11 protein-coding genes are annotated in these 12207 nt (G+C 55.9%); 6 read left to right on the forward strand and 5 right to left on the reverse strand.

Translation table 11 applies throughout. From position 1 onward, the window contains the following. Positions 1-11: 11 nt before the first annotated feature. Positions 12-1184, forward strand: a complete 1173-nt coding sequence (locus tag BLT38_RS11435; RefSeq protein WP_156785105.1) for a trans-sulfuration enzyme family protein — start codon at positions 12-14, stop codon at positions 1182-1184. 9 nt (positions 1185-1193) lie between these two features. Here the strand turns inward: BLT38_RS11435 and BLT38_RS11440 are convergent, their stop codons facing one another. After that, positions 1194-1793 (reverse strand): TetR/AcrR family transcriptional regulator, encoded by a 600-nt coding sequence (locus BLT38_RS11440; RefSeq protein ID WP_172838242.1) that lies wholly within the window; start codon positions 1791-1793, stop codon positions 1194-1196. A 72-nt stretch (positions 1794-1865) separates the two neighbouring features. Here BLT38_RS11440 and BLT38_RS11445 point away from each other — a divergent pair, with 72 nt between their 5' ends. The 4 genes from BLT38_RS11445 (at position 1866) to BLT38_RS11460 (ending at position 6496) form a co-directional block, all read left to right on the forward strand. Continuing rightward, entirely contained in the window at positions 1866-3287 is a 1422-nt protein-coding gene (locus BLT38_RS11445; RefSeq protein ID WP_172838243.1) for a TolC family protein, read from the forward strand. Further along, on the forward strand, positions 3284-3532 hold the full coding sequence (locus BLT38_RS11450) for a YtcA family lipoprotein (protein ID WP_083345292.1): 249 nt from the start codon (positions 3284-3286) through the stop codon (positions 3530-3532). The genes BLT38_RS11445 and BLT38_RS11450 overlap by 4 nt, the downstream gene beginning before the upstream one ends. A gap of 11 nt (positions 3533-3543) precedes the next feature. Then, positions 3544-4725, forward strand: a complete 1182-nt coding sequence (locus BLT38_RS11455) for a biotin/lipoyl-binding protein (RefSeq protein ID WP_083345293.1) — start codon at positions 3544-3546, stop codon at positions 4723-4725. 70 nt (positions 4726-4795) lie between these two features. Beyond that, a complete protein-coding gene (locus BLT38_RS11460) occupies positions 4796-6496 on the forward strand; it encodes an FUSC family protein (protein ID WP_172838244.1) in 1701 nt (566 codons plus the stop codon). On the opposite strand, the gene BLT38_RS11465 is transcribed toward BLT38_RS11460, so the two are convergent. Both BLT38_RS11465 and BLT38_RS11470 read right to left on the reverse strand, forming a co-directional pair. Then, positions 6493-7443, reverse strand: coding sequence for a carbohydrate kinase family protein (locus BLT38_RS11465; RefSeq protein ID WP_083345295.1), 951 nt, complete (start codon positions 7441-7443; stop codon positions 6493-6495). The genes BLT38_RS11460 and BLT38_RS11465 overlap by 4 nt on opposite strands. After that, positions 7443-8648, reverse strand: a complete 1206-nt coding sequence (locus tag BLT38_RS11470) for an SIS domain-containing protein (RefSeq protein ID WP_083345296.1) — start codon at positions 8646-8648, stop codon at positions 7443-7445. Before BLT38_RS11470 ends, BLT38_RS11465 begins: the two co-directional genes overlap by 1 nt. Before the next feature lie 164 nt (positions 8649-8812). On the opposite strand from BLT38_RS11470, the gene BLT38_RS11475 reads away from it, so the two are divergent. After that, the gene (locus BLT38_RS11475; protein ID WP_083345297.1) at positions 8813-9862 is read left to right on the forward strand and encodes an amidohydrolase family protein; all 1050 of its coding nucleotides are present in this window, start codon (positions 8813-8815) and stop codon (positions 9860-9862) included. Here the strand turns inward: BLT38_RS11475 and BLT38_RS11480 are convergent, their stop codons facing one another. Both BLT38_RS11480 and rfbG read right to left on the reverse strand, forming a co-directional pair. After that, positions 9863-11044 (reverse strand): diphosphate--fructose-6-phosphate 1-phosphotransferase, encoded by a 1182-nt coding sequence (locus BLT38_RS11480; RefSeq protein ID WP_172838245.1) that lies wholly within the window; start codon positions 11042-11044, stop codon positions 9863-9865. A gap of 48 nt (positions 11045-11092) precedes the next feature. Beyond that, complete coding sequence (gene rfbG, locus BLT38_RS11485; protein WP_083345299.1) at positions 11093-12169, reverse strand: CDP-glucose 4,6-dehydratase; 1077 nt, start codon at positions 12167-12169, stop codon at positions 11093-11095. Between the last annotated feature and the right edge of the window lie 38 nt (positions 12170-12207).

Genomic DNA, 12207 nt, shown 5'->3' on the forward strand with positions numbered 1-12207 from the left:
AGAGCCTCATCGTGTCAGACCGCCCAGATTTCGATCCATCCACGCTCGTCATCCACTCGAATCGCAGTTACGAGAAACAGTCGAACTCGATCCTGTTTCCGATTCATCAGACGGCGACGTATATCCACGAGAGTGTGGGTGTAACGAAGGGCTATGGCTACACACGCGGCGCAAACCCGACCGTAAACGCGCTTGAACAAGCGATTGCCGCCGTGGAAGGCACTGCCTCTGCACTCTGCTTCCGCTCTGGCATGTCTGCGATTACGACACTGTGTTTTGGATTGCTGAAAGCAGGCGATCACGTACTGCTATCCGATGTGATCTATGGCGGCACCGCTCGCCTGTTTCACCAGGTGCTCGGCCACTTTGGTGTGGCGTATGACTTTGTAGACACCGCTTCCGTGGAAGCAACAGAAAAAGCGATCCGCCCGGAGACACGTTTGCTTTTTCTGGAAACACCCGCAAACCCAACGCTGAAAATCAGCGATGTGCGTGCGCTTTCTGACATGGCGCATCGACACGAAAACATACTCGTGGCAGTCGACAATACGTTCCTGACGCCGCTGCTGCAGAACTGCCTGGAGTTGGGCGCGGATATCTCCATGATGTCCACTACCAAGTACATTGATGGCCACAATGCCACGCTGGGTGGATCGCTGGCGACGCATGATGAAGCCAATACCGAGCGTCTGCGGTTTGTGCGCAAGATCATTGGCAGCATCCAGGCACCGTTTGATTCTTGGCTAGCCCTGCAGGGCATCAAGACTCTGCCAGCGCGGCTTGCCATGCACTGCAACCATGCGATGCAGATCGCGGAGTGGTTGGAGAAACATGCGCATGTAGCCAGAGTGAATTACCCCGGCCTAGAGTCGTTCCCGCAGCATGCATTGGCGGCGAAGCAGCAGAAAGGCTTTGGCGGCATGATGTCGTTTGAGCTGAAGGCAACTACAGAACAGACGCTGCACTTTATTGAGGCGCTGAAGCTGTGCACATGCGCTGAGAGTCTGGGCAGCGTGGAGACACTGGTGACGCATCCCGCCACGGCGTCGCACTGCGATATGCCTCTGGAGGAGCGCGATCGACTTGGCATTACGGATCGCCTCATTCGTCTTTCGGTTGGGCTGGAGTCGCCAAAGGACCTGATCGCCGATCTCGAACAGGCGTTTAAAGCTATCTTCGGCTAACGCACCAAATTACTGATTCAGCAGAAGGCTCCAGATAGCCTCCACGTCTTCCACCGCACGCTGACGCGTTAGCTTGTAAGCGGTTGGATGCGCAAGCCACAATGCGGTTGTGCCATGGAGAACCTCCATCATGCGACGCAGCGTCGTCCTCACCTGCGTGAGCGGAGTTCCTGGTGGCAACGCCTCCCGTACAATTCCCGCAATGCCCTCCAGGAACTGCTGGCCCAGCTGTTCACGCGTGGCCACCACTTCCGGGTCAGCATGACGTACGAGAAAAATCAGCGAGTAGTGGTCAGGATACTGTTCCGCAAACTGCAGGACCGCCGCAATAAAACGTCGTAACTTTCGTGTGGCATCGGGCTCCGCTGCGATTTCGCCGTTGATACGCGTTGCGAATTTTGTATAAAGGTCCGCACAGATGTGTTGCACCAGTGCTTCCTTGTTCTCGAAATGGCGATACATTGCCATCTGAGAACACCCGGCCTCCTGCGCCACACGGCGCATGGAAAGCGCGTCGTAGCCACCCGAGGTGAAGAGATGAGATGCAGCCTGAACGATCTTCTGCTTTAGCGAGTCGGTTGCATGGTCCTGGCCGGATTCTTTTTTCATAACGAATTCAGTATACGCTGTACACATTATTTGTATACGGCGTATACTCATATCAAGTTTACGGTGTACACAATGAAACCTGACGTTTCCATTACGGGCCTTCTGATTGCAGCGGGTGCGCTGCTATGGTGTTCGGCACCGGCTGCGGCCCAACATCTCTCCTGCACCGCTGTAACGAACGTGCGAGATGCGGCACAATGCATCGGGAACGCGCCCGCGCTGCCGGTGCAGGAACTAAAGCACGACCATACCTACACACTTCCGGAGCTGATCGACCTGGCCGAAAGCAATAGCCCCGAGGGACGTATTGCCTGGGCACGGGCCAAGACAAGCCTGGAGCAGGCGGGAATTGCACGCGCTTCGTATCTTCCTGTGCTTGCATTCGCCGCCCAAGGCAGCGATGTACGTGCAATTGTCCCCTTTCCAAAACCGCTTGCGCCGCGCGGTTATGTGACGGTGGAACAACCTGTAGCAGCCGCGCAGATGGAACTGGAATATACCCTGCTGAATTTTGCACGAGGCCCGAAGCTGGAAGCAGCCAAGGCCACAGAGCTGGCTGGCGCACTGACGCTGAGCCGTACACATCAGCAGATTGCTTATAACGTAGCTACGCTGTATTACCGCGAGCAACTGGAAGCGGGGCGACTATCCGCTGCAAAAACAATCCTGCAGGATGCGGAGACGCTGCGCGATAACGCACAGTCACAGTTTGACAATGGACGCACGACGCTCCCTGATCTTCAGAATGCGCAGGCTGGCGTGGCGGAAGCAAGATTCTCTCTTGCTGCGGCGGAAGGCGCTGTGAAGAAGGCAAAGATTGCGCTTACGGAAGCTGTCGGCGTGGAGCCCTCAGCTGAAATTGAACTGCCCGTGCAAGCGGATGGTGTTTCTTCTGACGTCGTGGATTCGAAGGTGGAAGAGTTGATTCAGGCCGCGTGGAGTTCGCGCCCCGACCTGCTGGCGCGTGCACAGGCATTGAAACGCGCGCAACAGAACACTCGCGTGGCGCATGCTGCTTATCTTCCTTCGGCTCGACTTGCGGGCACGGGTGGGCAAACGGCAACGTGGCCCACTGCGGACTACGGGCAGCTTGGTTATGCCAACGTGACCACTTGGTCAGCAGCGGTGTCGTTGAAGTGGGAGATATTCAATGGCGCGCGCAAACATGAGGTTGCAGCATCGCTGGCAGAGCAACGCGCTGCAGCAGAAGAACAACGAGCGACGAAAGATCGTGTAACGCGCGAGGTCTGGCAGTCTTACGTGGATTATCAGACAGCTGAGGAACAGCAAAAGGCCGCGCAGAGTTTCCTATCCTCCTCACAAATCTCGTATGACTCTTCTCTGGACGCATTCCGTTATGGCGTGCGTTCGCTTGTAGATGTGGTGCAAGCTGAAAAGCAACTGGCACAGGCACGACTGGCCGTTGTGGATGCGAATGCACAGGTGGCGCTGAGCGCTGCTGCACTTAACTTTGCCGTGGGAGCCCGGCCATGAAGCGACTCACTCTCTTTGCAGCACTGTTTCTTGCCGGCTGCAGCCGCAACCCGAATGTAGAAATCGTGGGTTCGTACTTTCCCGGTTGGATGATTTCGCTGGTGATCGGTGTGGTGTTGACCATGCTGACGCATCTGCTGATTCGCAAGCGCTACCCCTCGCAGGAATTTGGACATCCAGCCCTGCTGTATCCCGCGCTGCTGACACTTTTCACATGCCTTCTCTGGCTTCTGCTTTTCGCATAAGGACACACGCCATGCCGGAATCAACATTTCCCGTTCGACGCATTGGATACTTCATTGCCGCTGCTGCTGTTATCGTGCTGCTGATTGCCATCTGGTCTGTTGACCGCAATCCGCGCACCGACGACGCGACGGTACGCGCTAATGCTATTGCCTTTGCTCCTGAAGTAGAGGGGCGACTCGTGGCTCTCAATGTTCTCGACAACCAGGCCGTTCACAAAGGCGATCTACTATTTCAGATTGACCCGCGCCCGTATGAATACGCTCTTCAGCAGGCTCGCTCCGAACAGGCTTCGCTGGAAGGCCAGATTGATGATGAGCGTAGGCGCATTGCCACGGAGAAATCTGCTGTGGGCACGGCGCAGGCTGGTGTCGCTGGCTCTCAGAGCAACATTTCCGCAGCAGAAGGTTCGGTGTTGGCAGCAAAGGCTGCCGTGGAACACGCGCGCGCTGCACAGCTTTCCGCCGATGCACAAATGAAGTACGCACAGAATGATCTGGATCGCATTGCACCGTTGCTGGAAAAGCACTATGTCACCACACAGCAGGTGGACCAAGCGCAGACTGCGGTTCGCGTGGCACAGGAAGCAAGTCATCAGGCTGCGTCGCAACTGCTACAAGCACAGGCGCAGGAGAAGATGGCTGAAGCGTCGAAGCAAGCCGCGGGCGCAAATCTGCAGGCGGCGCAATCCAAGGTGGGAGAGGCGCAGCATGCGGTCGACACGCTGGATACGCTGATTGCGCAGCGACCAGCGCGTGAGGCGAAAGTGCATCAGGCCGAACTGAATCTGGCTTGGACCAGTGTTCGTGCTCCGTTCGATGGTTATGTGACGAACATGAATATCTCACAGGGCGCGTATGCCCATGTGGGGACGCCGATCTTCACACTCATCGACACGGGAACTTGGTGGGTGTTGGCAAACTATCGCGAGTCGAAGCTGAAGCACGTTCGCGAAGGACAACACGTGGACGTGTATTTGATGGACCAACCCAGCCGTCGTTATGACGGTGTAGTGGATAGCGTGGGGCGCGGGGTGTTTCCGGAAGATGGCGGCGTGATTGGTGGACTCCCAAACGTCGATCGCACGTTGAACTGGGTGCATCTGTCCGCACGATTCCCTGTTCGTATTCGCGTCCTCAATCCCGATCCGAACGCATTCCGTATAGGCGCCACAGCCATCACAGTGGTTCGTTAATAAAACTATGAGCCGCTTCGAGCGAATCTTCAGCACTATCCGATCTGAATTGCAGTCATATCCCGGTCGCATGTCCGGATCGCTGCAGGACACGCTGTGCATGGTGACGGCGCTTGTACTTGCCGACACACTGCGTGTTCCGGGAATTGGGCTTGCTTTAGCGCTGATTCTATTGCTGCAACGCGAAAGTCCCGGAATAACGCTGCTTCATACGGTTCAGATGTTCGGCGGTGCAGCAACAGCGTCACTTGCGTGTTTTGTGTGGGTCCAGGTAACGGATGGGACAGAGGTCTTTCGTTTTATTGGTTTCCTGTTGCTGGTGTTTTTCGCTGGGTTCTGCATGACGGCGACACGAGTACCGCTGTTCTTCACCATCTTTGGGTTCTACGGATTTGTCGCACTTTCTGCGTGGGATACACATCACTCAGCAAATGCGATTGTGACTGCGACACTGTACAACCTCGCTTCACTGGCGTTGGCATTAGGGACGGCGAGCGCGGTGAACTTCCTGCTTCGAACCCGGCATCCCGCGGATGCTCTTGCTGAAGAACTGAGGAAGAGGATTCGGCTGCTCGCCAACTTTCACCGCGAGCAGGCAGTAATGCCGCGAAAGGCTGGCATGTCTGCCCTGCACCACCAGTTGGTGCAATATAGCCACGCGGGCGATCTAAAGCTGAACGAACTTTATGAAGAGGTCCGCAGCAGGTTTCCCAGACGCATGCCGCCCGGTGTTCACTTCCGCATTGGTGTGCTCGCACGTGCAATGGAACAGAGTATCCTTGCGGGCTTTGACTCAGACGCCAATGCTGCCGACGCTCATCTCCGCATTGCAGAACAGTGTGACTTCATCTTGGATCAGAATCTCAAGAGACCTGCTCCTCCGTCTGAAGACGCGCCAGAGCGCTTGCGCGGTATCTTTACAGAGCTAAACCTCTATTGCAGCGTGGCCCAGGAGGGTGTAACCATCCGTCACGATGCTCCTGCTCCTGCGAGAAGTTTTCGATTTTTTCACTCAGACGCCTTCACTTCACCCGACGCAGCTCTCTATGCCCTGAAGCTCACTCTAAGCGCGAGCATTTGCTATGTGATCTATAACGCGGTTGCATGGCCGGGGATTCTGACGTGCGTTGTGACTGTACTTTTTACGGGACTGACGTCAACAGGCGCCATGAAACAGAAGCAGCTTTATCGCTTGTTTGGGGCGGCTATTGGTGGCGCGCTGGCGATTCTTGTGGAGTCGCTACTCTTTCCCAACATGGACTCCGTCACTTCTCTGGTGTTGGTTACTGGTTCCGTTTGTCTTCTATCTGCATGGGTATCCCGCAGTCCTCGCATCGGCTATACGGGCGTGCAGATTGCGTTTGCATTCTTCATTACCGATCTTGCAGGGTTTGGTGCGGCCAGCCAGATTGCACCGGCACGCGATCGCGTGATTGGCATTGCGTTGGGCATTCTTGTGATGTGGTTTGTGTTTGACCAAATATGGCCGGTGCGTACATCACATGCGCTGGAGGCGATACGCAATCGTGTGGTTCACAATGCGAATGCAATGACCACATCCGCGAAGGCTTCCAAGATGGCTGCCATGCGCGCGGAGGTATCTGCTGACCTTGCGACCATGCAGACGCTGTTGCAATCTGCATGGTTTGATTTTGGTAAGGGATATCGCGAAGAGCTGGTACGCAGTAGCCGGTTGGGACGTGAAACCGAAGCGGCTGCAGCACGCTTCTACAGCAACATGCAGGAAGCGGTAGAGAGCCACCCAGGTTAATCCTTGACCAGGCCTCCGTGAGCTTCAAGGAAAGACTCGACCAAAACTTTGTCGCGGAAGGCTTCAGTACCGCCAGGACGCTGAGTTGATAACGCCCCACAGATGTTGCCGCAACGAGCAGCGGCCACGGGCGACATGTCACGAAGATAGCCGAACAGAAATCCTGTATTGAAGCTGTCGCCTGCGCCAACAGTATCAACCGGTGTGACTGGCACTGGTGCGATTTCCTGCACAACGCCAGCCGAACGAATAAGTGCTCCCCGGCTGCCACACTTCACTGCGACGAGCGGCACGATGTTTCCGAGTACGTCGATGGCTGCTTCTACTGACGTGGTTCGTGTCATACGGCAGGCTTCGTCTTCGTTGGGCATGAAGATATCAACGAGGGGAAGCACGGTATCCAGAAGTCCTTCCCAACGGTCGTCGGGGTCGTCATTTGTATCGAGAGAGACAGTCAGCCCCGCAGACTTCATGTTGCGAAAGAGTTCCGGCACATCCGGACGAAGCGCGGTTTGAAGATACAGCGAAGAGAGATGGAAGTGGCGCGCGCTGGCGAGGTAATCCGGATCAAGGTCAGCCAGCGACATCTTCGCCATGGTGCCCGGATAAGTAAGTGTGTGGCGCTCTTTACCGTGCGGCAACATCAGCGTCACGCCCGTGCTGCACGCATCGGTATGACGAACTCCGCCTAAGTCAACGTTTGCATCGTGCAAGCGTTGCAGAGCGATCTCGCCAAGAGCATCCGGGCCTACGAGCGTTGCCATGGTAACGGAGACACCAAGCGTGGAAAGATTGTGCGCAAGGATCGCTGACGAACTACCAAGTGTCATGGCAAAGTCGTCAGCAAGAAGTTCCCGCTCGCAGGGCATCATTTTGGGCAGACCGTAGAGCACGAGGTCGAGATTGATTTCACCTGCGATAGCTACATCAAAACGCTTTGTGCTCATTACGCTTGCTCCGCCGCTGCGCCATGAAGCTGAAATTTCTGTACGACGCGATTGATAACTCCGCCTTCAGAAGGCGCGTCTGGCTTCAAACCTTCGTGCAAGCAGCGATAGAACGCCAGCACCTGCCCTGCTACGACATAGAGCAACGAGTGGAACGCAACGGATGTCTGCGAAAAGACTTCGTTTTCAATCACGATGTCTTCCTTGTGAACCAAGTCTTGCGGAATTGAAGAGCCGATAAAAATTTTTGCTGCGCCCAACTCCTTCGCATTAAGTTCACGGATCAGGTCTTCTTCATATGCGCTAACCAACGGGTCTGACGAGAGGAAGCACACGATCAGAGCGTCTTTGTGAATTGCGCTCATGGGGCCGTGACGTAGCCCCAGATAAGTTTCCGCGACGGTCATGACACGGCCCGCAGTCATCTCCGTCATCTTCAATGCGGCTTCACGCGCTGCGCCGAATATGGCTGGATCTGCGAGGTAAAAGACGCGCGAGCAGGCTTGCAGGGATTGCGCATTAAAGTGGTCGAATGCTGTGGCCAGAATAGCTTCCGCCGCAGTAGCAAGTTTCTCTGCAGAGGATACATAGGCTTCCGTATCAGCATGCGATGCCATGCCGATGGCTGCCAGGACCATGTTCGTAAAGCTGCTGGTCATAACCAGGCTGCGATCGTTGGTGCGTGCATCCAACGTGAGAGCCTTTAGACGGCCATCGTGCGCGGCTGCCTTTGCAAGTTTGCCTTCTGCGTTGCAAGTGACCGCAAGCTGCCGTATCCGCATATCGTCATGCAGCATGGCCTGCAGAGCTCCAGCGCTCTCAGGGCTGTCGCCAGAACGCGCGAAATGAATCATCAACGCAGGCCTCGACTGCGGCAACACGGAAATGCCATCCGTCAACAGCGCACCGGAACCAATAGATTGTGCAGTTACGGGGAACAATCGTTGAAAGGCTGTGCGAGCGCATTCAGCGGCATACTCCGAGCTACCCGAACCTGTAAGGATGACAGCCTGTAGTCCATCAAGAATGGCGGCGTACTGTGGCAGCGCTGCTTTTACTCGGTTCGCGGTTTCACGCCATGTGTCGGGCTGTTGCAGTATCTCTCGCAACGTATCGCGCAGTCCGTCTTTCAGTTCTGCCTGCTGAAGTAGCTCTGTGATGGCTGTTGACTGGGACCACGAAGATGCGTTGTTGCCGGAAGACAATGCGATGACTCCAAGGGCGGGATGGGCTCGTTCAAACCACTGAGCCGCTCAGGAGCAAGGATAACGCAGCACGGCGTGGTCGACGTCGCGGCGTAGCGCATCTGCTGTTGTATCTGCTTTACTTACACTTGCCGCGACAGCAGGCTGGAGGACGGAGCGCATCCATGACGGAGCAGGACAAGTTTGTTGCATTGGTGAGTGCTACTGCGGAGGTTTCGCTGCCGCTGGGTGAGTTTCAGCCGAAGTCGGCTCTGGTGACGCCGGACAATACGCCTTTGATGCCGCGCTTTCCTGTGATCGATTATCACAATCACCTGGACTCCATGCAGCCTGAGGATGTGCTGCGCATCATGGATAGTTGCGGGGTGGAGCACGTCATCAACATCACAATGAAGGTTGGCGATGAAGCCATTGCCATCCTTGACCGTTACCACGCTGCATCTCCCCGCTTCTCCAGCATTGGATGGATGGATTGGTCTGATGTGCAACGCGATGATTTTGTACAGGTCACTGCGGATCGGCTGAAACGGCTTGTGGATCATGGCGTTGTCGGCATCAAGTTCTGGAAGGACATGGGGCTTACGATTCGCGGCAACAACGGCAATCTGTTGCGCATTGACGACGAACGATGGATCCCGATATTTGAAGAATGCGAAAAGCTGCAATTACCGGTTATGTTTCATACGGCTGACCCTACGGCGTTCTTTGACCCGATTGATCGCTTCAACGAACGTTATGAAGAGTTGGCGGCGCATCCAGATTGGGGCTTCAGCGATTCGCCAGTATCGAAGCGTGAGCTGTTGGAACAGCGTAATCGTGTGATTGCACGCCATCCCGGCATCACGTTTGTAGGCGCGCACTGTGCCGAAAGCAGCGAGGATCTGGCGTATCTGTGCGAACAGATGGATGCATTGCCGAACCTGATGGTGGACATCAGCGCGCGTGCTTCCGAACTGGGTCGGCAGCCCTTCCGTGCGCGTGAGTTCTTCCTAAAATACGCAGACCGCATCCTGTTTGGAAGCGACCTGCTACCGGAGACAGAGATGTATCGGCTGTATTACCGCATGCTGGAAACAGCGGATGAGTACTTCCCATATCCCTCGCACGCTTCGCGCCAGGGACGCTGGAACATCTACGGCCTGTCATTGCCGGATGATGTTCTGCGCAAGGTGTATCGGGAAAATGCGCTGAAGCTGTTGCCAAAGCTTTCGTAGTTATTGCATAGGGTTTCCGCTGAGTGATGCAGGATGTCGTTGCAGCGGCCCGACGATAGGACGTGCGTATTCGAGGAATGCATCGTTGACTGCGAGGCCATCGTGGCACAGCCACTCCTGAGGTATGGCACGGCGTGGTCCTGCGGCTTCTGTGAGCGGTAGCAATTCAAAGGCAGGATCACTACCGATGGATCGCAAAGAAACCATCGAACCGCTGGCGCCTGCAGCCAGTGCGCGAACACATTCGCGTCCGGTGAGTTCTGCATCAGCACGATCCTGAGCAGAGACATACGGCGAGGCAGACCGAGCAATCAGCCCTGGCTTTTCGCTGCGGCAGCGAAGGCCCAGATGCTCTGCCACCAAACCTGACAGATGCTGCGCGACTCCCCCGATCAGTGGACGCAACGGCGTCTTGCCGCCGGACGGCAAGACTTGCTCGAAGACCGGTGTGCCGTCGGCATAGCATGTTCCTTCGGACACGACGGCGACAGCCCATCCGATGCGCTTCACCGTTGAGTCGATGCGTTGCAGGAAGTCGTCCAGCACGAATGGGATTTCCGGAATGCAGACAACATGTGGCGCGTCGTCGGGATGTTGTTTTGCCAGCACGGAGGCTGCGGATAGCCATCCCACATCACGTCCCAACGTTTCCATGATGGAAACAGGCTGAGGAAGGGACTGCAGGTCCATGGAAAGATCGAGCAATGACTGCGCTACATATCGCGCGGCACTGCCGAAACCGGGGCAACGGTCAGTTGCGCGAATGTCATTATCGATAGTCTTCGGCGCACCCATCACCTGTAGCGAGAAGCCGCGTGACGCGCAGAACTCAAGGAAGAGTTGCGCGCCGCCCATGGTGCCGTTGCCGCCGAGAAAGATCATGCGGCCAATGCCATGCGCTTGGAGCACCTGGATACAACGATCAAGATCGTTCTCAGTTGGTTTAAAGCGCGATGTCCCCAACGCCGCTCCAGGACTGAGACGAATGCCTCCCAATAGATCTGTTGTGAGCGCAGTGAGATTGATCACATCGCCAGACGATAGGCCCTTCATGCCGAAGCGCGCACCGTAAATACTGCTGAAGCCAAGTTGTTGTGCCTCGCGCACGATGCCTGCAAGGCTGGCGTTGAATACAGCAGTAGGGCCGCCGCCCTGCACAATCATCAGACCATCGGAATGCATGGCTTCCATGCTACGACGCAAAATGGAGATGCGAACAGCCCACAGTTGTTATTGCAGAGCTTCGTACGATTCAATCTGCTGCAACGTATAGCGCTGCATGTCTTCGCCCGCTGAGTGAGCACGGAACCAATCCAGCGTCCAATCCAACGCATCTCCCAGATGCAGACGTGGTCGCCAACCGAGTTCTGCACGTGCACGACTGGAATCGAGTTTGAGATAACCCGCTTCATGCACGCCAGCGTCTTTGTCCAACACCCACTTCGCTCCGTTGGACCATGTCTTTGCGAGATGATCTGCAATCCATGACACCGGGCGAGCATCATCGTCACTGGGGCCGAAGTTATAGGCTGTCGCGTAGCGCGTGGCATCCGGTTGCAGGAGATGTTCGGCAAGGCGGATGTATCCCGCCAGTGGTTCCATCACGTGTTGCCAGGGGCGAATGGCATGAGGACGCCGGATGAGAACCGGCTCGCCTTTGAGGAAGCCTCGCACTAAGTCAGGGATCAAACGATCATCCGACCAATCGCCACCGCCGATAACATTTCCTGCGCGAGCGGTTGCGATTGCGACGTGATGCTCATTCCACTGCTCAACAGGAAAGTACGATTGGCGATATGCGGCGGACACAATCTCTGCGCACGCCTTCGAGCTTGAGTAGGGATCGTAGCCACCGAGCGGATCGGTTTCACGATAACCCCAATGCCATTCCTTGTTTTCGTAGCACTTATCTGTAGTCACAGATACGACAGCACGCACTGATGGGGTGCGACGCACTGCATCTAACAAACGCGCTGTACCGATCACATTAGTTTCATAAGTACCAATGGGATCGACATACGAAGCACGCACCAGCGGCTGCGCGGCGAGATGAAACACCACCTCCGGCTGAAACTCCGTGACGGCTTTTTCGAGTTGTTCACCATTGCGAATGTCGCCGCGTAGGTCTTCTACACGAGAAGGGATTTGTGCAGCTTCTAACAGGCTGGGATTCGTATAAGGATCGAGTGCATAGCCGCGCACATCGGCTCCAAGCTTGGTAAGCCAGAGCGCTAGCCATCCGCCCTTGAATCCAGTGTGGCCGGTCAAAAAGACACGGCGTCCTGTCCATTTGCTGCTTGCTGTCACAGATTCCCTTTCGCGTTGCAGTGCGCGGCTGTGTACGA

This window comes from Terriglobus roseus (genome assembly GCF_900102185.1).
In the GTDB taxonomy this organism is placed as follows: Bacteria; Acidobacteriota; Terriglobia; order Terriglobales; family Acidobacteriaceae; genus Terriglobus; species Terriglobus roseus_A.

Bases quoted from the DNA above. Each gene is read 5' to 3' on its own strand.
- BLT38_RS11455 (WP_083345293.1), top strand. From the start codon at position 3,544: ATGCCGGAATCAACATTTCCCGTTCGACGCATTGGATACTTCATTGCC.
- BLT38_RS11465 (WP_083345295.1), bottom strand. From the start codon at position 7,443: ATGAGCACAAAGCGTTTTGATGTAGCTATCGCAGGTGAAATCAATCTC.
- BLT38_RS11440 (WP_172838242.1), bottom strand. From the start codon at position 1,793: ATGAAAAAAGAATCCGGCCAGGACCATGCAACCGACTCGCTAAAGCAG.
- BLT38_RS11450 (WP_083345292.1), top strand. From the start codon at position 3,284: ATGAAGCGACTCACTCTCTTTGCAGCACTGTTTCTTGCCGGCTGCAGC.
- BLT38_RS11460 (WP_172838244.1), top strand. From the start codon at position 4,796: ATGTCCGGATCGCTGCAGGACACGCTGTGCATGGTGACGGCGCTTGTA.
- BLT38_RS11445 (WP_172838243.1), top strand. From the start codon at position 1,866: ATGAAACCTGACGTTTCCATTACGGGCCTTCTGATTGCAGCGGGTGCG.
- BLT38_RS11475 (WP_083345297.1), top strand. From the start codon at position 8,813: ATGACGGAGCAGGACAAGTTTGTTGCATTGGTGAGTGCTACTGCGGAG.
- BLT38_RS11480 (WP_172838245.1), bottom strand. From the start codon at position 11,044: ATGCATTCCGATGGTCTGATGATTGTGCAGGGCGGCGGCCCTACTGCT.